The sequence below is a fragment of the Aliiglaciecola sp. CAU 1673 genome (assembly GCF_029223185.1).
Lineage (GTDB): Bacteria > Pseudomonadota > Gammaproteobacteria > Enterobacterales > Alteromonadaceae > Bowmanella.
Map to the genome: position 1 here is coordinate 225,119 of NZ_JARHUG010000002.1, position 24,651 is coordinate 249,769.

The window sequence follows — 24,651 nt, forward strand, 5'->3', positions numbered from 1 at the left end:
TGTGGTTCAAAAAATTAAGAACATTAAACCGATGATAAAGACATGTCAGTACGACGGTTAGAAGCTGCTTCATAATGTAAGCAAGAGAATAAAAAAACTAACCACAGAGACACAGAGAGCATGGAGATCTTAGGTTTTGTTGTTTTTAGAATTCTCTGTGTCCTCCGTGTCTCTGTGGTTCAATCAGAGTTTTAAAAACGCAGCTGCATGGAAAGTACGAAGGAGAGGAAGTGGATCTGGATGAGCTGACGGGCAAGATTATTGGTTGTGCCATCGAGGTGCACCGGCATTTGGGGCCTGGCTTATTGGAGTCGGCCTATGAAGCCTGTCTAAAGCTGGAATTGGACTCGTCAGGACTGGCTTTTGAGAGTCAGTTAGCATTGCCCGTTATGTACAAGGGGCACAAAGTTGATGCCGGTTATCGGATTGATTTACTGGTTGATAAGGAAGTAGTGGTGGAGCTAAAAGCAGTAGAATCCATCCTTCCAATACATAAAGCGCAACTGCTGACGTATTAGAAACTCAAAGGACTTAGATGCGGATTGATACTGAATTTCAACGAAGCCCAGTTAACCAAAGGCATCTGCAGACTAATGAATTGATATTGGTTACTGAATAGAACCCCTCCCTGCCCTCTGTGTCTCTGTGGTTCAAAGAGTAAGTACATTGACCCAATGACAACGACATGCCAGTAAGACGGTTAGGTGCAGGTTAAGAAAGTAAGCAAACGGGATTAGAAAAATAACCACAGAGACACAGAGAGCACGGAGATTTTAGGTTGTGTTATTTTTTGAATCTCTCTGTGTCCTCCGTGTCTCTGTGGTTCAATTAAGAAAGAAGTTCACTAGAAAGAGATATCCGAAGGTGATTAAGGGGAGTCAAAATCAGGTTTTCAAAAACTCTGTGCTCTCTGTGTCTCTGTGGTGAAAAAAAGAAAAATGAAGGTAAAAAATGATAGGCAGGATTAGAGGTATCGTCATTGAGAAGCAGCCGCCCGAGGTGCTGATAGAAGCTTATGGGGTTGGCTATGAAATACAGATGCCGATGACCAGTTTTTATCAGCTGCCGGCCGTGGGCCAGGAAGCGGTGATCTACACCCACTTTGTAGTGCGCGAAGATGCCCAGCTGCTGTTTGGCTTTGCCACTAAAGGCGAGCGTGCGCTTTTCAGGGAATTGATCAAAGCCAATGGCGTGGGACCGAAACTGGCGCTGACTATCCTCTCCGGCATGTCGGCCAGCCATTTTATCTTCTGTGTGCAGCATCAGGACGTCAACGCCCTAATAAAGTTGCCTGGCGTGGGGCGCAAAACCGCCGAGCGTCTGCTGGTGGAGCTTAAGGACCGCTTGGCAGACTTTATTCCTGAAGGTAATAGCGTTTCCTTGCCCATGCCTGAAGGCAAAAGTATCGAAAACACTTTTGTGGTCTCTGACAGCCCCAAAGACGAAGCCGTCAGCGCGCTGCTAGCCTTAGGCTATAAGCAGCCGATAGCCAGTAAGACGGTCAACACTGTCTATAAAGACGGCATGACCAGCGAAACCATAATTCGTGAAGCCTTGCGCTCCATGCTTTAATAGCCAAAGGCAAGCTGAGAGTAACCTATGATTGAAGCAGACAGGCTGGTACAACCCGGTGCCAGGGGTGAAGATGAAGTGGTGGACAGGGCTATACGCCCCAAATTGTTGGCCGATTATACCGGTCAGGACCATGTGCGCGCGCAGATGGAAATCTTTATCCAGGCTGCCCGAAACCGTCAGGATGCCCTGGATCATCTGCTGATATTCGGTCCTCCGGGCCTGGGTAAAACCACATTAGCCAATATCGTCGCCAATGAAATGGGCGTGAGTATTAAAACCACCTCGGGGCCGGTATTGGAAAAAGCCGGTGACCTGGCTGCGCTACTCACCAATCTTGAAGAAAACGATGTGCTCTTTATCGATGAGATCCACCGCCTAAGTCCGGTGGTGGAAGAGATCCTGTATCCGGCCATGGAAGACTACCAACTGGATATTATGATTGGCGAAGGCCCGGCGGCACGCTCGATCAAGCTCGACCTACCCCCTTTTACCCTGGTGGGTGCCACCACCAGAGCCGGCTCACTGACATCACCGCTACGTGATCGCTTCGGCATAGTACAGCGCCTGGAGTTTTATAATGTCAGGGATCTGACCACCATAGTGCAGCGCTCGGCCAATTATCTGAACCTGGATCTGCAGCCACAAGGCGCGGTGGAAGTGGCTCGCCGCTCCCGCGGCACGCCTCGTATCGCTAACCGCCTGCTACGCCGTGTACGGGATTATGCGCAAATCAAAGCCGATGGCCTGATCGACCAAGCAGTGGCTGCCAGCGCCCTGGATATGCTGGATGTGGACAAGGAAGGCTTTGACTATATGGACAGAAAGCTACTGACCGCCATTATCGATAAATTCAGCGGCGGCCCCGTAGGCCTGGATAACCTCGCCGCCGCCATCGGCGAAGAAAAAGACACCATCGAAGATGTGATAGAGCCGTTCCTTATTCAACAGGGTTTCTTACAGCGCACCCCCCGTGGCCGTATTGCCACCCAGCGCGCTTATTTGCATTTGGGATTTGAGGTGCGGGAGTGAGGCGTTAGGGGTGAGGAGTGGCGGGTTGTGTATGACCTGGCGCTTTTCCTTCGAGGTTTAGAGCCAATCTGACTGGTTGCCACGAGCGAATAGTTGATATTCGCTGCTGTACAGGCATGCCGGACTAATATAAATACCAATTCTCGCTTTCCCCACTGCAGGTTATGCGCAAAGCGCTGGTAGCTGACTCCAAGCTATTGTTAGTATGGGAAAAATAAATAGAAACTGTGAATAAGCGGCACTGCGTAGCCTGTAGCATACCACGAATTCATGGTAATACACTGTTATGTGATTACCTGACTCTCCAAGCAAAAAAGTAATTATGACAAATTCCTTAGAGTTAACTCGAGATCTATTTCTAGAATGCAACTGGGTTTATGACGTTCCCCAAGATGACCGCTATGGGTATTCTTCGGTTATGCGGTGTCTGCAGAAGTATTCAAAGGAAATGTTAGAGCAGGGAAAGAAAGAGCATTCCGAAGTTCTCGAACTGCTAGCACGATCAGCGTCAATGATGATAGTGCCGAACAGTATCAACGAACCCTTCAAAGCGTACTTTCAAGACTTTCAGGCAGGGCGTAGATCGGCTCTGCCTGATGACTTTACGCAAGAAGAGTTGGTGTTTTTTGAGGAGATTCTGAATGACGTCAATGAACCATGGTTAAAGGCAAGGCTTGCTGATCTTCTTTGGCTGTTGAGAAAACCAAAAAAAACAGAGCATGCGAAGGCGGCAATAGATTCATATGTTACCCAACCAATTGACGATGAAACGTGGCATCGCGATGTAAACGGCTGTTGGGAACGAGCTGCACGGCTGTGTATGCAAATCAGAGACTTTGATCGCTTGAGCGCAATCAAGAGGCAGCTATTTTCAGCCTTTTGTTCTGAATATCCAAGAAGCAAATTTATGACGCTTTGGATAGCAGATTTATTGGATAATCTTAAAATTGATAGTGATTTTAGAGAGGATATAGCGCCTTCTCTCCACGGAAAAGCAAAAGACTTGCTGGGAGATGGTGACTTCCACTCTGCCAGATCGTACTTTGAATTGGCTTCAAAGAAGTACCAGCAATGCGATGACAAGAATGGCTGGCTGGAATGTCTAATTGCGATAGCTGAATGTTTTGAGCTAGAAGCAGATTCGCGATCTAGTGGGAGCAATATGGTGGCTAACTCTTTCTATGAAAACGCAATTCAAGCATATCGCCGTATTCCTACTAAGCATCGAGCTAATTATGGCGTCGATGAAAAGATAATATCAATTCGTGACAAAATAGTAGTCTCAGGAAAAGCGTCCCTAGACGAAATGGGTATGATAAAGACCCCTGGGATCGATATTTCCGACATGGCAAAGCAATCTATTGAACATGTCTCTGGGAAGCGAAGTTCAGAAGAAGCACTGATATATTTCACGGGATTATTTAGCGGCCCAAAATACAAGGATCTTAGTGAAAGCGCGAAAGAAGTAATGCAGAACAGCCTGCTTGGCAGCTTGTTTGGATCAAGCCACATGAGCAGTGATGGGCGTGTGATCGCAAAAACTCCTGCCATGAATTTGGGGGCTGGTGAAGATGACCCTGCTAATCAAGCAGCGCTCCATAGACAAATTCAACAACAGCTTTCTATTGAAATTCAGCTTGTGGTTGAAGGTCAAATATTGCCAGCACTTAGACAATTACTAATGGAGCATAGGTTTACAAAAGAGCTTATGGTGGCCGCTTGTCATCACTCGCCTATAGTTCCCCAAAGTCGAGAGCAGCTACTTGGATATGCGCTTTGGTTAGGTTTTGAGTACGAATTTGGAGCTGCAATTCACTTACTTTGTCCGCAGGTTGAACATATCGTGCGTTCACAGTTAAAGGAAGCTGGTGCCCATACGAGTAATATTGATAGGGAAGGCATTGAAAATGAAAATGGATTAAGTACATTGATGGAGATGGAAGAAGCGCATAGATTATTCGGTGAAGATTTAACCTTTGAGATAAAGAGTGTTTTTACAGATGCGCTTGGATTTAATTTGCGCAATGAAGTTGCCCATGGTTTGTTGGATGATAATACTTCGTCATCAATACATACCATTTATGCTTGGTGGATGATTCTTAGGTTGGTGATTCGCTCACTCGTGGATGGAAAATCTAAGGAGTAGCTGTATTTTCAGTTTCACAAAATGCAAAGGGGCATAACAAGCGGCTGCACCGGACAAATTTTCGGTGTCACCTTTTGTGTAAAAAGGCGCATAAAAGCCGCCGTCAAAAAATTGCTCGGTGAACAGGGCGTTAGAATTTGCAAGGGGTATCTATGACTGAAGCGCTACAAACAGCCCTACTTACCCTAGCCGGCGTAGCGCTCGGAGGTCTGCTGACAGGCTGGTTCCAGCGATCGAATACCAAGACCCTCATTGTTGCTGAGTTAAACAAGCTGAGAGTGCAGCTTGAAGGAGAAGCTAGAACCCGCTTTCTCGCGCGAAAACAGGACGGCCTTCTCGAAGCAGTGCCCAAACTCCTGGCCGCTGCGGACCCAGAATTACACACCACATTCAACTATTCAGAAGTCGTAACTCTTATCCATCGCATCGAACTTCTCATCGACCCAAGTAACTCTGATGAGGAGCGGCTGAACAAAGCTATTGGCCAACTCGGGTTTGCGGTGCAAGCAGCTGAAACAGGCGACCGGAACGTTCACCGTATTCTGGGAGCGCAAGCCGAAGTAACAAAGGCAGCACGTGTAGTGCTCAGAAATGCATTCTAACAAGTGCTTGTGGTCCTAAAGCAATATTTTCACCCTTGCTTGGGGTCTTTCTGAGGGCCCCTATTGGCACTAAACTGCCCTTACCGTTCACAGACAAACTGCCTTACAAGTTTTCCCTCGTGGCACTCAGCACCTCGCTTAAAAAATGCCCGCCTCACGACTCACTTTCTGCATCCCAAGAAAAGCCCACCAATAAGGCGGGAAAAGGTCAAAGCCAATGCGGATGCTTTTTTGTGCTAACCTTTTCACAGCGGATAACACAGGTGCCGCAGCACCGGGAGAGCGCTGTTGGCGGACGTTTTCATTTCCTACTCTCGCATTGATCAACCCATTATTAAACGACTTTCTCAAACACTGGAAGACCAGGGCTTTTCTGTGTGGTGGGATCGCGAGCTACTGGGTGGGGATAACTTTGCAGATGATATCGAACGTGAATTAATGCGAGCCAAGGCCGTGATTGTGGGTTGGTCTCAGTCAGGCTCAAAAAGTCGATGGGTGAGAGATGAAGCGTCTGTGGCGGCCGATGCCGGCACCTTAATTGCGATTTCCACTGATGGTTCGATTCCCCCTATTGGCTTTCGGCAGTTTCATTGTATCGACTTGTCTAAGTGGCAGGGAAAGTCTGATGATCCAGCCTTTGTCGATATCACTCGCGCCATCAGTGCCAAACTGTCACCAACGCAGAAAACACAGGACTTGTTTGACGCGTTTGCACAGTCTGCTGCCGTGCCTAAAAATCGTCGTTCGACGGATCGCACCCCACCGTTATCGTCAAATGCGAAGATCGTCGCTGTATTGCCGTTTGCCAATCGCAGTCCATTGCCAGACGATGCATTTTTCGCTGACGGTGTGCACGAAGAACTGCTCACCCAGATTTCCAAGTTAGCGGCCGTTCAGGTCATTTCACGCACATCGGTGATGGGCTATCGGGACAGTACCAAAAGCATTCCTGAAATCGCCTCTGAACTCGGTGCAATGGCAATTCTGGAAGGATCAGTACAACGTGCAGGCCAGCGTGTCCGCATTAACGTGCAGTTAATCGATGGCAAAACCGACACGCACATTTGGGCGGATATCTACGACCGGCAATTAACACCAGAGAACATCTTCGACATTCAAAGCGATATCACCCGGGAAATTGCCGATGCCTTGCAGGCAGCGCTGTCCCCGGAAGATGAGATGTTGCTGAGCGGCAACGCCCCCACCAATAATCTGGCGGCTTATGATGCCTTTTTGCGGGGCAAACAAAAAATGCGCTCGGAAGCCTCGGGAGAAGAGGATTTTCATCTGGCCATCAAGGAATTTGACCATGCCATTGCCGTGGATCCCCAATTTGCAGAGCCCCACGCCAACAAGGCCCGCGCCTATTTAACACTATATTGGTTTTTCGGGTGGGATACGCGTTGGCTAAAGATGGCGAAATTGTCGGTTGAGCGTGCGGTGATGCTTGCCCCAAATTCAATCGAAACACTGTTAGCGCAAGCCTACTGCTATTACTGGGGCGAGTTGAATTTAGAGCAGGCGGAGAGGGTACTCAACCGGATCCTGGATATCGCCCCGCAAAACACCGAGGCCTGGGCGTGCAAGAGTTACGTGATTCGTCGCACAGGCCGCTTTACCGAGTCGATTTCTGCGTTGAAAAAAGCCATGCGTTTGGACCCCATGCTGGTCGATCTTCCGATGGAGCTGGGCAACACATTAGGGGCTATCGGTCACATCGGGCAAGCCATGGAAATGGCAGACCGGGTTCGAACCTTAGCGCCAAAATCTAACTTCACCGCCATCGCTGTAGCCGATATGTTCCACTTGATTGGCCAGGCGCAGCAGGCCTATGAAGCTGCCAGCGCAGAAGTAGACCGTGAAGACTTTATTTATTATTACCGCCGCGCTTTTCATGCGCTGAATACCGCCGATCCACAACTTATTGAATCATCCTTTACAACCTGGCCAGAAAAATACCGGGGCACGCCCATGTTTCCGGAAACGTTCAGCCTGTATCAGGCCAAGGCGTACAAAGTGCTCGGTAAACAAAACGAACTCGCGGCAATACTGCCGCAAATTCAGCAGCGGCTTGGCGCACTGGACGACCCTTACCCTGGTGGCTGGCTACCTGAAGCTGCCTATTATCCAGTCACGCTGCCAGGTTTGATGGGTAATCTGGAAGAGGTAAAAGCCGCGGTAGAAGACTATCATGCCCATGCAAAGCGCGATCAGTTTGCCACCTTGTACCATTACCACAGCATCAGCACGGCGTTCTTGTTCTGTGATGATACAGACAGTGCTCTGACCTATCTGGAAAAACTCGCCACTATATTTGGACCCGCCAGTTATTTAGCCATCTCCATCATGCCTCAATATAAGGTGTTGGCATCACAACCCCGTTACCAAGCGATGCAAAATGTGTATCAGCAATGGCAGGCAGCAACAGCACGGTGAGATGACCGCCTCAGGCCTTAGGCCTCACTTTTCTGCAGCCAAAAAAAAGCCCGCCAATAAGGCGGGCAAAGCAACAAGTGTTGAAGGAAAACCTTCCAGGGAACATGTCAACAGGAGATGTGACAAGTGCATCTGGCTAAGAAAGATGAGACATCGTGCGCTAGCTCAGAATACGGAGCGTATTTTAGCGATTAGCCCTTAAGGCACAATTGAGAAATTTTGTGATTTCACATTACTAAAAGTAATGTGTGAATGAGTTGTTAGTTTATTTGCTTGTCATATTCTCGTAATAATAGCGCTGTAAACCAGTAAAAATGCGGCTTGGCCGAATTGATGCAAAAACAAACAATAAAATATTGTATGGCAAGGCCGCTGACTGTGGTCTTTATGCAGCTAAAAGTTCATTATCAGCGTCCCCAGCGCGTATTGCTCTCCTTTAAACTCGGCATACAGGAATCCCTTTTTATCCGCCGTATGCACCAGCTCCTGATAGAAGGGCTTGGTGATCCTGGCCATATGCCTGGCTTTTTCTTCCAGGGTCATGGCCGCAGGATCTTTCTCAAATAGATCCTTATGTGCCTTATAATCCTGTTTAAGGATTTCCATGGCAGGCTTAAGCTTTTTGACGACCTTAGGTCCATATTTCTCAACCAGGTCTGGCCTCCTGGCTGCGACATCAATCACTTCACCATCAAAACCGTATTTAATCACAATCTGATGCTGTAGCTTCATATATTCATCTTGCTTGTCCGGCCGCACCGCTCTCTCTCCGGTCGACGGTGAGGTCAGTGCCAGGCCCCTTTTTCCGTCTACCACCACATGGATGCCTTTTTCACTCAGACCTTTTGAGATAATGGCCACCAGGCTGCTTGATTCGTCTTTGGCTTTTTCCGGGAGGCCGGCGCTACAGGCAAGCACGATAACGCCAGCAATATGAGCGGGTACCGCTTTCCCTTCCTTGGTAAGTATTTCGACTATTTTGCTTGCGCCAAAGCTCTGTATTTTGCCCGGTGAGCCATGCTCAAGCAGCATCAGTTCTTCACCGGCTTTCATTGTGCTGAAATCCGCACTGGGTCCAAAATCAACAACGGGCCCACCAGCGTAGCTGAGGGCATATTGCAAGTTGGTCATGATCACCAAATCATCTTCTTTATCTTTGTCATTCAGTGCCAGTGCCACCATTCGCTGGGTGGTATCATCTCTTACCTGAGGCGTTGCCACTGGTCTGTTATCGCCAGCGTTTAATGCGGATTTCATCTGCAAGGCCTTGGCGCCCATACTGTCTGCTTCCTGCTCGAGTGCGGGGCTGTCATTCACCGGCGCACCGCCCACATTAATGGTCGGGGTCACCCGCCCCTGTTTTTGCTGCACCACATGCCAGGCCTCATGAGGAAGGTGCTTTTCCTGACCGGGGGCAAGATGAATTTGATTTCCCTGGGCATAGGCGTGGGCTTGCAGGGCGGCAGGTTTTGAGGAATTAAAATGAACCTTCACATCATCCATAGCCAGTCCGGACAAGGATTCCAGACCCGTTTTAAGGTTGTCGGGTAAGCCGGTGCGATTGGCGGCGGCATCGTTTGGCTGACGTTGCACAGGAACTTGGTCAGGCAACAGCTGATTAAGCTGCTGTGCCTGGGCCGTCGCCCTGGGGCCGGTATTTAGCTGCTCCAATGCGGCAAATTGGGTTAACTGCCTGGGGCTTGATGCAAGGGGATTGGCGATTCGCCCCTTCTTGTCGGTTGATGGTAAGAGAGGCGTCTTGTCCAAAGCCGACCTGGCCATCTTCATGTTCATCTCCTCCTGGCATCCATTGAGAGCTAAGGCCGTCAGGTGCTTGCTAAGTATAGAGAAGACATTGGTTTTCAGCCCCTGTCTGGCGAAATTTTAATAGTGGCAGGAACAAATGAATTTGGCAGTCACTTTCGGGTTGAACTAACGTTGAATGACAGCCTTTCCATCTGCCGTAAAAAACAAGATTGCTAACGGTGATGGGGCAGGGGCTTTGCTCTTAATTCTTGTAAAGGACAATGCAAATGATCACTTATGCCGGTAAATCTAAGGATAGCAATACCAAGGATTCTTACAGCGAAACCAGGCAAAGGCGAAGCAGTGGTGAGGCCGGGATTCAGGATGGCAGGCTGAATGCCGGTTTGCTGTCGCGGCAACAAGCACTGGCCGATGATAGTGTACAATCCCGGCAATTGCTCAAATGGCAGAATATGGCCGATGGGCATAATGGGGCGACGCTGCAGCGTTACACCTTGGGCACCGGCACAACCAGAAATGTCACTCTTACCGGCGCCAACGGCAACCGTACCTTCGAAGAATGCACTTACAACTATGTGGATTACAAAAACGGCGATGCCAAACAAGCGGGATCATCAACCAGCAGTCCCGCTTCTTGGGCAGACTGGGTGACAAACAAAAAAGGTGGTCGCAATGCTTCCCAACTTCATATAGTTAACAGGCGCTGGGGAGGTTTGGGCGGTCAAAACGATAAAAATATTGTGCCGGGCTCGCCGGCGGAAAACAGCCATCATCTGCATGAGGCAGAGAAAAAATTCGATCAAATTGCCTTTAACAACGGCAGTAATGCAGTTCAAGACGCGAAATACGAGTGTTGGGCTGCTCCCAAATACGGCACCGCTGTGAATGTCAGCGGCGGGAATATTGATGTTGGCGATCCAAGCCTAAACGTTACCATCACAACGGGGACTGGGGCGCAAAATTTCAATGTAACCGATGGCTCTGATGGCCTGACCATCAAAGATGGCAGCTAATAGCCTTTAGCCAGTTTATTTTTTCCCCTAAGGATACTGTTGCTGGGCTTTGCGTCTGCTGCGAAAGTAATTGAGCAAGAAAATAAAAAACACCAGCGTTATCACCAGGATCAGTTCCTGGTAGCGATGCCAGAAAGGGTCACACCACAGCAGTGTCAAAATGGCAAAAGGCAGCACACACAAAAAGGCAATAAAGGCTGTCTTGTCATATAACTCTCTCAGTTCGAACAGCAGCAATGACACTGCGCCGTAACCGGCTAACACTGTTAGCAGGCTGAATAATACCAATCTCAGTGGCCAGCGATTGGGACAGATCAGGGCGCACAGCGATTGACTGGCATCCAGATAGAGCTGATAGAACAAACTGGCTGACTCGGGCGGTGGATTTAACACCTGGGACAGTAACCTTTGTTGCTGAGCTGTCAGGGGCAAGGGCCATAGGGCTGCACCACTGAAATTCCAATCAGAAAATAATAAGGCATTATTGAAGTCTTCTGCCTTGGCAAAGTGGGCGAGGGGGAAAACAGGTAGCATTTTGGCCAGTAAGCGCCTGCTCTGAGCGGCATTGTCATGGCTGTCGATGGCGGCCTTAAGCTCCTCCATACACTGGCGAAAGTGGGCGGCATCCTGATGGCACAAAAGATCTTGTGAGCCTTGCTTGGCCTGTTGCCAATTTTGAAAATCCACCAGAAATAAATTAACAAACGGCTCGATGGTGGCCAGATTGTCAAAACTGTAAAAACCTGGATTAAGGTCCTGTGCTTTATTGTCGTTTTGAGCAATCAGCACTTCCACCGGGATCACTAAGTTAACGTAGTACCGGTCGGTATTAAGGGAACAGGCACTTGAGTTCGTCCGATTTAAATCCTTTCCGGGGAGGGCCTTAAGGGGTGAGAGCCCCTGAGGCAATGGTGCAGCATCCTCTTGCTGACAAACTTGCAGCCGGCCCTCTCGTTTAGCAAATGCCTGCTTCAGGGATTTGATAAAGCCGATTTGCGCCTGCTGCTCTTCATTGCCCGAATAGCGCCAGTCTAAGTCCAGGCTAATGCCCTGGGCCATGCTGGTTCGCTCGCTAAAACCAAAGGAAATCCAAGGCTTAAGATTGTTTAACCAAAAGCCGTCCAACGGCTGACTGATAAGTTGCGCCAGCTTGTCGGTTAGTTTTTGGTTGGCCCGGCTGTCCAACCAGTTGCGCTTGCCCTTATCGCTTTGGCGCAGGACCAGATCCACCTTTGTGTCATAGGTCTGACTGAGGTAGATAAAATCGGAATAAGGTCGCTCGTTTTTCCAGTTAGGAGGCGGGCTAATATCGTCATCGGATTCGAGGGTAAAGGAGGTTAAGCCGATACGGTTTAGGGCGCCAAAGTCCAGTTGCTGCGGCTCTGTCTGCCAGCTGGGAAGCATGCCGTAACTATAGCTGGTGTATTTGTCCTGCTCCGAGATGGTAGGAGAACAGGCGCAATCTTCTATGGCTTGCCAGTTAAGGGGGGCACCTGTCGGCGGATCGCCGGTCTTGGCGGCCGCTTTTCGGATACTGGGTAAAGCCATTGCTGAGTTTTTTGGAGCGCTCAGATGCCAGGCCATTTTCAGTTGGTACTGATGGGTAAAGATCTTATCCTGCAGTGTGGACAGGGCGGTTAGCTGATCAGCTGTCAGCGCATATTGTTTATAGTCCTTTTGCCATGTTTCCAGCCGCGCTTTATTGACCGTAAACCCTGTCAGGGTACAACTTAGCGGCTCCTTGGTCTCACAACCGGGGCTGCCGGCCTGAGGCGCACAGGAGGCAGGCTTTCCCTGGTCGTCGTTGCATACAGGACCAACCAGGGCTTCTACCTGGTCTTCATAATTGTCATTGAGCGGGCGCAGCAGATCCCTGAGATTGTTATCAAGCACATAGCGCTCTGGAAACAGCGCGTCTTGCAGCGCCAGCACCGCCCCGATCTGTTTGGCCTGATCGGAAATCCTCTGGATATCCTTTTTCAGAAGCTGGTAATAATCAGCGTAAATACCATCAGTCAGTGCATCGGCGGGCAAGGTTAAATGGGCTGGTTTGAGCGCTGCTTGGCTGTCGATTGGGGCGGATTTTTTCTCCTCCTGGGAGATTGGTGTGGAGGTGTCCTCCTGGGCATAACTGGCGAAAGTCAGTAACCACACGGACAATACCGAAAGCCAAATAGCCATTGAGCTTTTCACACCATGCTTCCTTCTTTGCGTTTTTCCCGGTTGATGCCCTGCAATAAGTCTTCGGCCCGGATCCGTTCGCTGCCTTGTTGCAGAGCACGAATGGCGGCGTAGCGCACAATATTGGTAATAGCACCGCCGCTCACTTCATGTTCAAAGGCCAATTGGCGAATATCGACATCCTGCGCCAATTGCACGGGCCCGGACAGGATCTGCTGCCACAGGCGCAGCCTCTCGTTGGCCTCGGGCAGTGGGAAATACAGCAGGGATTGAAAACGCCGGGCAAAGGCCTCGTCAATATTGACCTTGAGATTGCTGGCCAGGATCACCATGCCGGGAAAATCTTCTATCCGCTGCAGCAGATATGACACTTCCTGATTGGCATAGCGGTCATGGCTGGAGTGAGTAGCCGTGCGCTTGCCAAACAGGGCGTCCGCTTCATCAAAAAAGAGGATCCAATTTCTTGCTTGGGCCTGATCAAACAATGTGCTCAGGTTCTTCTCTGTCTCACCAATGTATTTGGATACCAGGGAGGATAAATCGATGCGATAGACATCGGCCTTGGCCCGTTGTCCAATCAGGGTAGCGGTCAGGGTTTTACCGGTACCCGGTGGACCGTAGAACAGGCTACGATAGCCGGGGCTGATATTTCGGGACAGCTGCCAATGGCCCATAATCTGTTGCTGATGCTGCAGCCATCCGAGAATATGTTCCACTTCCTGCATCACCGGCACCGGAAGAATCAAATCGTTCCAGGACAGGAGACTTTGCAGACGTTTTGCCGGGAACTGCATATTGTAATCCGGCATGTTCCTTGAGCCGGTAATAAGTAGTTGCAGCCAGTCGGCACTGACGCACAGGCTGGCGCTTAAAAAGGGTTCGTGGCCGGCGGGGTGCTGAAGGTGCAATAACTGCAGGCGTCGCAGTGCCCGCTGGGGCCGTAATAGCGCCATGGTACGCAAGCGGCCGTTAAGATCGGTACCGGCCAGCAAAAAAGCCGCTGTTTGCGCCGTGGGAAGAAAGCCCTGATGTTGACTGCTGGTAAGTCCACCAAATTCGGTGAACGGGCGATCCAAATTGGTATTCTTTACGAAAAACGTATCCAGTATTTCCGGCCGTAAGTGGGGGGCAAGGGCCAGGATCAGGAGCAAACGCTCAGCGTCCTCCAGGCTATAAGGCCTGAGCAACTGGCCGTAATCGCCTGACAGCGGCGGAGCAGGCACCTGGACCAGAATATCGCCGGTTTCTGTAGCCTGAAAGTAATGGGTTAGCCGGTATTCAATGGCGCGGGCTAACCAATCCAGCTCCTGATTCAGTCCCTGGACAATATCCTGCTGCTGTTCATGGGCCAGGTTAACGCCACTGGACATTGATAGTCTCCTTCATCCAAGGTAGACGTATGATCGAGTAAGACCAGGGCAGGCTGTCCAGCAGCATGTCGAAAGGTCGCTTTTCTACCTGCAAGCGCCAGCTGTTATCTTGCTTTGAAAGCAAACCAGAACGTTGCATGAAAGTCTCTCTGAGCGTGCTTACCGAGCTGTTGGCCATGTTAGGCCAGTGTGTCAGCAACGCCGCCAGCATCTCATCGGCGATGCCACGCTCTGCTTCACCCAAACTTAGATTGTCCGCGAGCGGCGGCGTGACAGCACACAACAGCATGGTCAGTTGCAAGGAGGGGAATTGCTCAAAGGTCAATGCCCTGATGCGACCCAAAGCCAGATAATCAAGAGTCAGGCAGGCCATTCCTGCAGCCCGGCGATCCTTAAACAGCCCCTGTTCCGTCAAGCCAAGCAGATTGAATAGCCGGCCAAGATAAGGGGATAGCAGCACCAGACCGGCATGTTCCACCACCTGCACCGACTCGTCCTGTATAACCTTCTGCCGGATTGGCAGCGAGCGTTGATTGCTGAGGGTTGACAGCTGTTGTAGTAAAAATACCGACGCCGGTCGACTTTGCGGTAGCAGCCCCAAGGTCAGTTGCTGTGCCAGAGCCTGGAGTAAGCCCTGGGGAATCGATGTTGCTGATGTGCGGGATTGGGCAAGGCTAAAACGGTCTAATAGCCGCTGTACCAAGGCGGCATAATCCTGCGGTTGTTCGTGCAGGGCATGCTCAAGGGCAACTTGCCATTTAAATTGTTTGTATTGCCTGGGCTCGGTGAAAAGGGCGGGCAGTTGCTCCCGGCGCAAACCCAAAACTGCTATGGTCAGGCTCTCAACAATATCCAAAATGTGTCCGCCGTGGGCTCTGCTCAGTGTGCTGAGCAGGCGACATAGCCGCTCCTCTGGCAACTCATCGATTAACAGCCGGATAAGGTCTGCTCGTAGTTTGGTATCGCCAAGTTGTGTAAACCAGGCTATCTCTACCTTTCCATTATTACCCTTAAGATCTTGCGCCAGGGCCTCACAAAGTGCGGGGAGGTCGGCGTTTGTCAGCGATTTTTTTGAGCTCAGATGGCGAGTAAGCTTAATTCTGTCGGCAACACTCATAACCACGCCATCATTGTCTGGCAATATTGACGCTTCCGCAGTTTGAGCTGGCCAAGTTCTCTCGGACTCGGTTTGGTCTTTGCCAGACTCTGCGAGGGGGGACTCCAGGTTTAAAGGGGTTATCGGGCTGCCGTCCAACAGGGATTGAATCAGTATCCGCCATGTTCTTGTCGGAGCAAGAGTATGTGGTGCCATGGCGGCGCTCAGTTGTTCCTGCCGCTGACCAGGCTGGCTTAGCATCAACAGCTCCAGCAGGGCATGCAGTTCAGGTGCTTGCCAATAGGCCAGACTTTGATGATGGGGAAAGTGCCCAGCCTGTAACTGGCGAAGCAGGCGCAGACAAAGGGGGCGGCATTGGATTAACTGCCTAAGCCATGAACAAAGTTGGCTGTCAGGCGCGGTTGTACGGCTCAGATTAGTGCATATCTGTTCATACAGGCCAAATTGCCAGTTGATGGGAGACCAAAGGACGTGAGGAATGTTGTCGCCCGCATACGGGGCATGCAGTTCGTTTTTAATGGCATCAACCTGTTTTTTCAGCTTGCGCTGGCTGATATGGGGAATCGATAAGGCCAGTTGGATGGCCAAATGTCGCGCAAGGCTCTTATCTGGATCCCCTTTCGCAATACTTTGTAAGCTAATCAGTTGCTCAAGCAATTTAGCCGCCAGTTTTTGTGGCGCTATATCGACATGATTGGCCAGGAAAATAGCCACCCACCATTTTACCTGTCGATAGTCTTTGGCATTGAGGCTCAGACCATTGACGCTGTCTGACAGAACCGTTGCCAACGCCAGGGTATTAATGTAGTTGCTCTGGTAGATGGCTCGGCAATGCCTGTCCAGACAGGGGTCCGGATGGGCATCAATCCACTGGGTGCGCAGAGTCTTATCTTTTAGCGCCTCCTTTAATTTCGAGCAGAACCACGGCAAATGGTGTTGGAATAAATAGTTTTGCAGTTCCTGGGCCTGTGCCGGGTTCCCCTCTTGTAGGGCCTTAACATAGCGCTGCCAGCAAAGGCGGGAACTAAGGTGGCTGGACAAGGTTTTCAGTGCGGGCTCTGCCTGGGTGGCCGCCTGAGCGTGCCGGTGAGGGGCATGGGCGAGGCTGGCGATTTTTTGTAAATCCAATAGTCCCCCTTTTTGCACAGACTCGAGGACCGCCAGGTAAAATTCCGTGGGGGAAGTATGCTGTTTGGCCTGCTGCTCGATGGCCTGATGAAGGGCCGGGGTTATCGCCTGCATCTGCATCAACCAGGTAAGCCATTGCCTTAGGTGCTGAGTGTTAAGACCTGCACTCAGGCGCCAATAACCGCTTTGATATTCCCTTACCAGGATCCTTGCCAACCATGGGGCTTGTTCTTTTAGCGTGACCAGCGCTTTTAAAATATCGCTTTGTGGATGCCCGGCTTTGCTGAGCTGACTTTGTAACGCCATATACAGCTCTAAAGGGGCATGTTGCTGGCTTTTGAGAGCGGGCAAAGAGACGTCGACTACTGGCGGCGATGACGCTTCATCGAGCAACAAATATAGCTGATTGAACAGTGTCGAACGCTCTCTTAGGGCAAGGAGTTTTGTTTTCATGACCCTTCTGAGGGTTCCGGCGTCCTGGTTTTCATGGCGGGCCAATTGGCTCAACAAGGTATTCAGAAAACTCTTGCGGTTAAACTCGCTGCCCCTGTCGTTAAGCAGATAGCTAAAGCTTAATTGCCACAGCAGGCGCTGCTGGAAAGTGAGCGGAACAGTCTCGGTGGTGTTGGGTTCCTCTTTGGCAGCTCCTTCAAACAAGGCCAGGATAAACTGGTCTTCACCCGGAGCCAGCATGGCCAAAAGTTGTTGGCCCATAGCCGGGCTGAGTTGCGCCGCTAAGCGATGACCAAGATCGCTGCGCCGGCGACCCAATATTCGCAGTTGCTGCACCAGCAATTTGCCCTGCGCTAGCAGCGCTTCCCAATGCTTATGCAGGCTGGTTGCTGAGCCATAAATCAGGCTGTCCAACTGCAACCAGATGGCTTGCTCTGGTTCATCAAAGGGGGAGGCGGTTGACGAAGGTTTTTGCTGCCATCGGATCGGCAGGGCGGCTCTTAAAGCTTGCTCAAATTGATCAAGCCACTGGTGACAATCTTTAGCCGGGTCAAAAGGAGGTACCTGAACGGTCAGTTCCTGCAAATTTACTTCTATGTCATCCAGTGGACCTACATAGTCATCAAATATTTGCTCGGTTCTTGGCAATAGTGCCGTTAAAAAAAGCTGTTCGCCGAGCTGTTGAAACCACTGCGCTGCCCTGACATCGCTGCAGTCGAAGTCCAGTTCCACTTGCCGGATCTTATGCATCAGCATGCTCCGGCAAGTCACCGCTGTAGCGGGCAACCAGGTCGGCCAGATGTCTGGCTTGTGGCGCACAGTCACCCTGGCCTGCCAGGGCGAGTTTCTTGGCGCTGCGCCAATACTTGTAGCGTTTTTCCAACTGATACATTTGCTCAAAATCCAGAAAGTACAGATCTGCACGCAGATGGGCTGGACAGCTGAGCAGCACCGTTTCCATGGCCAGTGCCTTAAAGCCCTCGTCGACAAAGCGCACCGTCCAATCCGGCATAAACAGACTGATGCGCCCGGAAAAGAAACTGTCTGGCAGGACATTGTCCTTTGCCTTGGGGTTCTTTAACAGAAGGTGCTCAATGACATGCAGCCCCTCGGACTGTTGATTTAACTGGACTAAAAAATGGACCAGACAGTTGGCCATTAGCACCGCAGCACGTCGGCTTTGAAAGTGGCCGACCAGGTACCAGTCGTAAGGGGCGTCGGGCTTGGGCAGCAACAGCAACTGATAGCCACTGGTATGTTGGCCTATGCGGTAGTTCTCAAGTCGTATACCGCTTAGCAGCACGTCTTGTGGCAGTCGGTTGCCACGAAAGCACAAGGCATGACGAAGCTTGGTTGCCAGCGTCTGGCTGTTCATGGAACCGGGAAGCTGAACATAAGGTACGGTCTGTAATTTGTCGGTCTCTTCCAGATACAGGAGTTCCCGATCATCCCTGGGCAGCAATTTCAGGCGTTGCTGTAAAAATGGCAGGGTCATGGAGCCGCCCATAGCCCCCAAATCGAGCAACAGAGAGACCTTGCGTACAAAACCACAGGGCGGTTCACGCCACACATTTTGATGATAATCCAGAGCACCTATACGGTCGCGGCCCAGTTGCACAATGTCGGCCAAAAAGCGCACCTTGTTGTGCAACTGGCGGGTGGCGGCATGGATCTTTCCCTGATAGTCGTAGTGGCGCAGGGAATGTTGATTGAAACTCTCACCATATAGCGCCAGCAGATAGTCCAGCAGACGATGTTTACGAGCGATGTGATTGTCCAGTCTGGCGGTCAGGGCGCCGAGATCCTCTGCATAGTCTTGCTGTACCAGTTCACTCAGACCGGCAAATTGTTCGTCTTTCAACGCGTGGTTATAATAACTCTGCTCCAGTGACTGTGGTGAAAACAGCGAAGGTAAGTGACTCAACTGGGCTAGGGCATCGCTTAGCAACTGCTCAAAAACCAACAGATACCCCTTTAGCTGAAGAATTTGAGAATAATGTTGGGGATTGTGCTTCTTGTCCGGAATGTCCAGCATCAGATAGTTTGCCGGCAGTAAGGCCTGGATAGAGTGGTATTGACTAACTGACCGGTATTGCCCCTTTGGCACCGGTAACCAATGGCGGAAATCAATGGTGGCAGGCCCCTGGCTGCGCTTCATTTTCTGTTGCTCATAAAAATGAAGGACGCTTTCAAGATTGGCTGATACTGTCTTGTTGCCAATCTGCATCCGAATCTTCAGATCATCAGGCTGTGATGGCAATACCAGTGTGTAGACATTACGCATGGCGTCTTGTGGCAGGCTGTGATGACAGGGCTGGCTATCCACCAACAGGTAAAATTGCCCTAAGGACTGAACGCCCGACAAATTCTGGATGGGTAAAATAAAATCTCCCACCTCCGGCGCATTTTCGCTTAACTTGTCCCTGTCTAGCTTACCCCTGGGGGTGAGCGGACCTTCAAATAGCCGCTCTGGCGTTATGCCCTCGGCCAGCAGCTGTGAATAAGGCGTACTTGCGGTACTTCGGGTCAGCAAGGCTTCACAGGTCAGGTAGAGCTGCGCAACTAAGGACGACGGATCAACATTGGACTGGATGTCGAGTTCGGCAACAATCTGGCATTGATAGGGGTGAACAAAATGAATGTCACCGAGATCTTCACCCAGATTACGATTGGCGCCAAAGCATTGACGTAAACGCTTGGCCATGGCTTCCTCGCTCTGGCCGGGGTCTCGCAGCACGGCTCTGGCTTGAAATAAACCTATGGGCGACCCGGCATCCACATCTGATTGTGGTCTCAATTCGATATCGGCAAGCTCGGGTAAGGCATCCAATAGCAGACACCGATAGTCTTCCAACGTTGTTGGCCGGCAGGGGAGTATGGCTTCGGGAGGTTCAAGACCCAACAGCCGGGTGTCTATCTGGCCCCTTTTATCGCACAGCAAATCGGCGATGGGCATATCCAGCTTGTAATCTAATTCACTGAGGCTGAAACAGAGCTGTTCCAGCAGGGTGACGCCGGGATCATGCAGGTTGAAATCCGTCCAGCGCTTGCCGGCCAGCGCCTGGATCTCGGCCAAGCCTTTCTCCCGTAGTAGCGAAAAACGGTTGGCCTGTTCGCTGGGACGACGTTTGATGGTCAGGCTAGTTTTCATCTTTATTTTCCGACTGCCAGCACGTTGTCATGTCCTCATCAAACCACAAGTGAGTGAGGTGGTAGCCAATTCTGATGTTGTCGCCAAGGTTGGTGCGTGAGCGAATCTCCAGGCAATACCCTTTTTCCAGGGTCTTCCAGCGCAGTGCCAGCTTGCAACTGCGGGACAGGAAGTAAGCTTGGTGCACCTTGATGCACTTTTTGAGGTTGAGGAAATTAAACAGCCAGCCTGTGGGATTAAAGGTGTTAAGGGCGGTGGCATACATCAGCGCATAGCGTCCAGTGCCTTTATTGCCAGTACCGGCCACGACTTCAAATCCCTGGCACCCGTTCAAAGTCCCGGTGATCGGGTGCCATTTGCCATCGGCAGGCACTTGACGAATGCCTGGAGTTTGATAGCCCTGACGACCGGTCATGCTGACTACGCCCTTTACATCCAAGGTGCTGCGTGGCTGTTTGGTGTTGATGCCTAGTTTTTGCTCAGCACTGAGAAACAGCAACGGATCTTGGTGGCTGTCCTGGCCGATTTGCAGATCAGTGGCTTTGCCGTCGAAACGCACCGACCAGTTAGGGAGTTCCTGCAAACTGTCGCGATAAAAGCTCAGCAGATGATCATGGTTGCCCAAGGCGGTGATTTTGTAGCCCCATTCAGGGGACTTGTCCAAGCCATCTTCCAGAGTATTCAGCGAGGAGTCGATGAGGTCGGAAAATGCCTGGCTTCCCGGCATTGCCCCTTCCTGAAAAAACTGCTTTAGCGTATTGCGGTTGCGCTTAGCCATCAATGATATCCCGTTGCAAGATAAAGGTACGTCCTATCTCCAGTTCACCGATACCTGTTGGTTGGGCCTCAATGCTATGCCTGTGGTCGATGTAACTTAAGGCATGCTGGGAAGAGGGCATCAACAGATTCCAGGGGAAACGCGGTCGGATGGGACTGCGTATATCACTGTTTCTGGCCGTGTCATCCAAATGGTAGTAATGAACTGCAGACTGGCTGATATGCAAAATGGAAAAGTCGGTAACATAGTCCACATAAGCCTGCTCCTGAATATGGGCCTTGATAGCGTCCGGACGGATCTGAGCAGCAAAACGTCCGCTTGGTCCTTCTGTTTGCCAGGGGCATAGGTACTGGTTGATGGTCTGATTCAGTTGCTCAAGATAATTGCCCTGGGTCAGGGCCTGTTGCAGCTTTACCGCACAACGGATCTGAAGTTGTTCGAAGCCGGGCAGTATCACTTCAATATGGGCAAAGGGCGATGCCAGCGCGCTGACAAAATCCTTCACTGCCTGCAACAGTTCCACCCCCGTGCCCAGGCGTGCACAATCCTGATGATTGCATTGACCTTGTTTGGGGACCAATGCCAGCACCAGGTAACCCGGGTGAGATGCCGTGCTGCCGGATTTAAGATTCGGGAAACACTTGACCTTGTGCAATTGGGGAAAAGCTTGTAATACCAGGCGTTCGTAATCCCAGATGGTGGCGGCTCGCTGCTTGTGACATAGGCGTTCGGCGATTCTTTGCAAACGCTTATCACCCGATTCTGCCTCCCTGGGTGGATGCGGACTGAACCAATGGTGATATTGGCTGATGCTGCCCTGGAATTGGCTGCTATGCCACTTGATCTCGGTTTCTTCTGTGGGCAGCCGGGTCGCCCTGTCTTTGGCGATAAGGGCAAACGCATTGGTCCACAGGCCCCGTAATTTCCCCCTTTGCGTTAATGGGCCGCTGACAGCTGTACGCAGCCAGCCATAGCCACTGGGCATGGCCTGATGGGATGTGGGCAGGTTCATCGGCAGTTTGAGTCGCACTATACCGCTGGTGGCAAGGCCCAGTGTGCTATCCATCAATAAGGCGCCGGGAGCCACATCATGCCAGCTATCCTCTTTTAGATATTGCCAGCGAAGGGGCAGGCTGGAAAAGGAATGGGCACCCTGCGGTTCGGTATCAAGTTCAAACAGCAGGCTCAGTTGACTGGCATTGGCTCTGGGCGTTACGGGCACAAATAAATAGGCATCGTCGGTAAAGGCCGGGACCAGGTTTATGCCCTCCATACTGGCTTTAGGGTAGAGGGGGCGGCAGCCGAAGGGTAGCAGTTGCACCAGGCGATCTGCCTGGCCTGCCTGGCTGTCTTTGGGATCCTGGCATAAGTCCACGCGCTGTGCAGCGCAGTAGTCCAGGCTGACGCCTTCCAAACCCGGCACATAGGGCGATTTGGGCAGAGGTCGGGCATTTTTATGCTTGCTATTGTAAATCAGGGCCTGAGCAAGGGCATTCTGGTATTCCAACTGTCCAAACCCCTGCACAGGGTGGCTTAACCTCAGGCGCATAAAGCCTTGTTGCATGCTTGCACTAAGGGCTTTGCTGGCGTGCTCTGCCCTCATCTCAAAAGACAGTGTGATAGGCGTTGAAAGTTGTTGTTTGGGACTAAGACGCATGCTCATGGGCTGCTCGGCAAAAAGCTTATGCGCTGATTTGATGTCACTGTCTAAGCAGGGATGTTGCCATTTCCCCTGATAGAGCATTTCAAGTTCTGCCTCGAAGGATTGATTATCCGGGCGCTGCGGATAACCTGCATAGTGATCGGCGAAGCCGTTCTCATCATTAGGCAGATCGGCCCAGTGCAGAGTGAGCCCGACCTGATTCAGGGGCTTACCCACCCAATCACGGTGGTTAAAGGCTAAAAAAGCCCCTGCTCTGGGGGCGGGTCCAAAGGGCAGAAACGCCTTGCTGCCATCTAAGGTGCCGAGTTGATTACTCAGATTCAGCTGCTTTGCCCCCTGCACCTGCACCGACAGGCTATATGCAATGCACTGTAACTGGGTTAGCAGACTATAGCCGCAGAGTTTGGCGGTAGGGTTAAGATACAATTGCAGTTGAGGCAAGTCTTGCAAGGCTGCAGACGTCTCCCCCCCCAGCGGCGCTATGGCTGGAAAGCTACTGTCGAGCTTAATGCAAATTCTAAGGCCCGCTACTTGGGTGGGACAGGGCAGCATGTTGTAGTTGTGAATCACCTGCAGACCCTGTGCCGTGGAAAGACGGCAACCGAGTAGATCACTGCAATAGCGGTAAAACACCGTCATCGGATCAGTGGTCAGCAGTTCCTCTAGGGTCTGGCCACGCAGTTGTTCTTGTCCTGTGAACAGGGCCTGGATTTTTAACCCTAATACTTGCTTTGCTTGCACCGGCAGAAAGTCCGCAGGGCCAAGCAGATAGTAGCCGAATAACCGTCCAAATAGAGGCATAAAGGTGGTGCTGCTTTGGCACAATTGCAGCTGCACCAACAGAAAATCGCGATAGACCAAGCCCGGCAGTTGGGTAAGTTCGGTCTGGCTTTCATAGCTTTCGGCCACCTGCTCAGCCAGCTGATTTTTATCCGTGCAAGGCAAGTCGAGCTCAGTGCCAAGTTGATATATCAGTACCGACAGGGCTTCGGCCAATCGTACTTGAAGGGGCTGATCCGGCTGCTTCCAGGCGGCGATGATTTTATCGCCCCATTCTTGGGGCAACGCCAGTTCCAGATCAACCTGTATGAAGCGGTTGCCTTCGCTTAAGTTAAGCATGGGGGAAAGAATGGCGATGCCCATATCCTGGGCGCGGTTATCCTGCTCCTGTGGTCGGGAAAACAAGGGCCTGTCGGCATGGATGGCCCGACGGCCATGAATCAAGGCGACATAGCCCAGTTCCGTTTCTGGCGAAATGCGTGGGTCTTTACCAAGGCGTAAACTGTGCAAAGGACCAAGGGTTATGCCGTTGAGTTCGACGGGCTTTTCGGTGTGGAAATATCGCTCCTTACCCGCTTCGTCTTTTCCTGCGACAAACTGGCTGTCCGCCGGCAATGCCAGCACCGCCGACTTATCGTTTAGCTCAGTCGCCATCCATAGTCGCTGAGGTTCACCCGCCAGATGCTCTGAGCGCAGATAATCATCGTAATAAAAAAGCAGGTGTTTATGACTGAGACGATCGAAGCCCTTTTGCACATCCAGATATAAATGAATAAAAGCCATCAACAAGGCCAGGGCAGGCTCGGTATCCAAGTCGTCCTGGTGAGTGGCCAGGTGCGATGTTAACTCTTCCTGCAAGATGCGCAGCAGCGACAACAACGCGCTGAATCCTTGCTCGATCATTTGACCCAGCCGGGCACTTTTTTGAGGGGGAACTGAGCCTGGTTTAAGCTGAGCCAACCAGGTCCCTTGGCGATAGGGATAGGGAGCGTCCAGGGTATCACCTGCCTGCAACAACTGCTGCAGAGGATTGGACAGGCTGTGTCTGAGGATAGCGCTGGATTTCTCTACCAATTGCAATGCCAACGGCGTGCCTAACTGCAGCAGACAATCATGCCAGTGCTCAATTTCCTGCAACAATTGCTGTGCCATCTGCAGGCGTCGCTGATGGCCCTGATGGTGTAACTGTTCAAATTGCTGCTTCAGCAGCGCGGTGTCCTTGCTTGCTAAGATTGCCAATAACGCGGTTTCGTTATTGTCAAACAGGGTGCGCCAATTCCCTTGAGCCCTGCCGTCCTCGCCGATAAATTGGATTTGACCGGCAACGTCCCGGCAATAGGCGAGCAGCTGCCCAAAGTCCCGCTCATCGGTGCGGAAATACCCGCTCTGCAGCGCCTGCATCTTGCGCTGGGCTTGGCTGGTGCCGTCTTGATAGTAGGTCAGGGGCCAGGTGCGCATGATG

General features: G+C 51.2%; 14 protein-coding genes. 7 read left to right on the forward strand and 7 right to left on the reverse strand.

Annotation, left to right across the window (positions count from 1 at the left end; all coding sequences use genetic code 11):
* The first annotated feature begins 230 nt into the window (after positions 1–230).
* The 6 genes from P2G88_RS02810 to P2G88_RS02835 all read left to right on the forward strand — a co-directional run bounded on the left by P2G88_RS02810 (position 231) and on the right by P2G88_RS02835 (position 7,788).
* Positions 231–518: a GxxExxY protein gene (locus tag P2G88_RS02810; RefSeq protein ID WP_345798870.1), complete on the forward strand. Its 288-nt coding sequence runs from the start codon at positions 231–233 to the stop codon at positions 516–518.
* A gap of 433 nt (positions 519–951) precedes the next feature.
* Positions 952–1,572 carry a Holliday junction branch migration protein RuvA gene (gene ruvA / locus P2G88_RS02815; protein WP_275794125.1) on the forward strand — a complete coding sequence of 207 codons (621 nt, stop codon included), beginning with the start codon at positions 952–954 and terminating at the stop codon, positions 1,570–1,572.
* Positions 1,573–1,599: 27 nt separating this feature from the next.
* Positions 1,600–2,604 (forward strand): Holliday junction branch migration DNA helicase RuvB, encoded by a 1,005-nt coding sequence (gene ruvB / locus P2G88_RS02820; RefSeq protein WP_275794126.1) that lies wholly within the window; start codon positions 1,600–1,602, stop codon positions 2,602–2,604.
* Between the two features lie 322 nt (positions 2,605–2,926).
* Positions 2,927–4,750 (forward strand): DUF4209 domain-containing protein, encoded by a 1,824-nt coding sequence (locus tag P2G88_RS02825; RefSeq protein ID WP_275794127.1) that lies wholly within the window; start codon positions 2,927–2,929, stop codon positions 4,748–4,750.
* 152 nt (positions 4,751–4,902) lie between these two features.
* Entirely contained in the window at positions 4,903–5,352 is a 450-nt protein-coding gene (locus P2G88_RS02830; RefSeq protein ID WP_275794128.1) for a hypothetical protein, read from the forward strand.
* A gap of 288 nt (positions 5,353–5,640) precedes the next feature.
* On the forward strand, positions 5,641–7,788 hold the full coding sequence (locus P2G88_RS02835; RefSeq protein ID WP_275794130.1) for a TIR domain-containing protein: 2,148 nt from the start codon (positions 5,641–5,643) through the stop codon (positions 7,786–7,788).
* 393 nt (positions 7,789–8,181) lie between these two features.
* Here the strand turns inward: P2G88_RS02835 and P2G88_RS02840 are convergent, their stop codons facing one another.
* Positions 8,182–9,576, reverse strand: a complete 1,395-nt coding sequence (locus P2G88_RS02840) for a DUF4157 domain-containing protein (RefSeq protein WP_275794131.1) — start codon at positions 9,574–9,576, stop codon at positions 8,182–8,184.
* Positions 9,577–9,821: 245 nt separating this feature from the next.
* Here P2G88_RS02840 and P2G88_RS02845 point away from each other — a divergent pair, with 245 nt between their 5' ends.
* A complete protein-coding gene (locus P2G88_RS02845; RefSeq protein WP_275794133.1) occupies positions 9,822–10,568 on the forward strand; it encodes a hypothetical protein in 747 nt (248 codons plus the stop codon).
* Positions 10,569–10,595: 27 nt separating this feature from the next.
* On the opposite strand, the gene P2G88_RS02850 is transcribed toward P2G88_RS02845, so the two are convergent.
* The 6 genes from P2G88_RS02850 to P2G88_RS02875 are packed head-to-tail and all read right to left on the reverse strand — an operon-like array spanning position 10,596 to position 24,647.
* Entirely contained in the window at positions 10,596–12,761 is a 2,166-nt protein-coding gene (locus P2G88_RS02850; RefSeq protein ID WP_275794135.1) for a hypothetical protein, read from the reverse strand.
* The gene (locus P2G88_RS02855) at positions 12,758–14,119 is read right to left on the reverse strand and encodes an ATP-binding protein (RefSeq protein WP_275794136.1); all 1,362 of its coding nucleotides are present in this window, start codon (positions 14,117–14,119) and stop codon (positions 12,758–12,760) included. Before P2G88_RS02855 ends, P2G88_RS02850 begins: the two co-directional genes overlap by 4 nt.
* Entirely contained in the window at positions 14,103–17,567 is a 3,465-nt protein-coding gene (locus P2G88_RS02860) for a contractile injection system tape measure protein (RefSeq protein WP_275794137.1), read from the reverse strand. The genes P2G88_RS02855 and P2G88_RS02860 overlap by 17 nt, the downstream gene beginning before the upstream one ends.
* Positions 17,560–19,968, reverse strand: a complete 2,409-nt coding sequence (locus P2G88_RS02865) for a hypothetical protein (protein WP_275794138.1) — start codon at positions 19,966–19,968, stop codon at positions 17,560–17,562. Before P2G88_RS02865 ends, P2G88_RS02860 begins: the two co-directional genes overlap by 8 nt.
* On the reverse strand, positions 19,958–20,746 hold the full coding sequence (locus P2G88_RS02870) for a hypothetical protein (protein ID WP_275794139.1): 789 nt from the start codon (positions 20,744–20,746) through the stop codon (positions 19,958–19,960). The genes P2G88_RS02865 and P2G88_RS02870 overlap by 11 nt, the downstream gene beginning before the upstream one ends.
* Positions 20,739–24,647 carry a hypothetical protein gene (locus P2G88_RS02875; RefSeq protein WP_275794140.1) on the reverse strand — a complete coding sequence of 1,303 codons (3,909 nt, stop codon included), beginning with the start codon at positions 24,645–24,647 and terminating at the stop codon, positions 20,739–20,741. The genes P2G88_RS02870 and P2G88_RS02875 overlap by 8 nt, the downstream gene beginning before the upstream one ends.
* Positions 24,648–24,651: the final 4 nt, after the last annotated feature.

Coding starts and splice junctions, on each gene's coding strand:
- P2G88_RS02860 (WP_275794137.1), bottom strand. CDS start 17,567: ATGCATAAGATCCGGCAAGTGGAACTGGACTTCGACTGCAGCGATGTC.
- P2G88_RS02875 (WP_275794140.1), bottom strand. CDS start 24,647: ATGCGCACCTGGCCCCTGACCTACTATCAAGACGGCACCAGCCAAGCC.
- P2G88_RS02870 (WP_275794139.1), bottom strand. CDS start 20,746: ATGGCTAAGCGCAACCGCAATACGCTAAAGCAGTTTTTTCAGGAAGGG.
- ruvB (WP_275794126.1), top strand. CDS start 1,600: ATGATTGAAGCAGACAGGCTGGTACAACCCGGTGCCAGGGGTGAAGAT.
- P2G88_RS02825 (WP_275794127.1), top strand. CDS start 2,927: ATGACAAATTCCTTAGAGTTAACTCGAGATCTATTTCTAGAATGCAAC.
- P2G88_RS02830 (WP_275794128.1), top strand. CDS start 4,903: ATGACTGAAGCGCTACAAACAGCCCTACTTACCCTAGCCGGCGTAGCG.
- P2G88_RS02845 (WP_275794133.1), top strand. CDS start 9,822: ATGATCACTTATGCCGGTAAATCTAAGGATAGCAATACCAAGGATTCT.
- P2G88_RS02855 (WP_275794136.1), bottom strand. CDS start 14,119: ATGTCCAGTGGCGTTAACCTGGCCCATGAACAGCAGCAGGATATTGTC.
- P2G88_RS02865 (WP_275794138.1), bottom strand. CDS start 19,968: ATGAAAACTAGCCTGACCATCAAACGTCGTCCCAGCGAACAGGCCAAC.
- P2G88_RS02840 (WP_275794131.1), bottom strand. CDS start 9,576: ATGAAGATGGCCAGGTCGGCTTTGGACAAGACGCCTCTCTTACCATCA.
- ruvA (WP_275794125.1), top strand. CDS start 952: ATGATAGGCAGGATTAGAGGTATCGTCATTGAGAAGCAGCCGCCCGAG.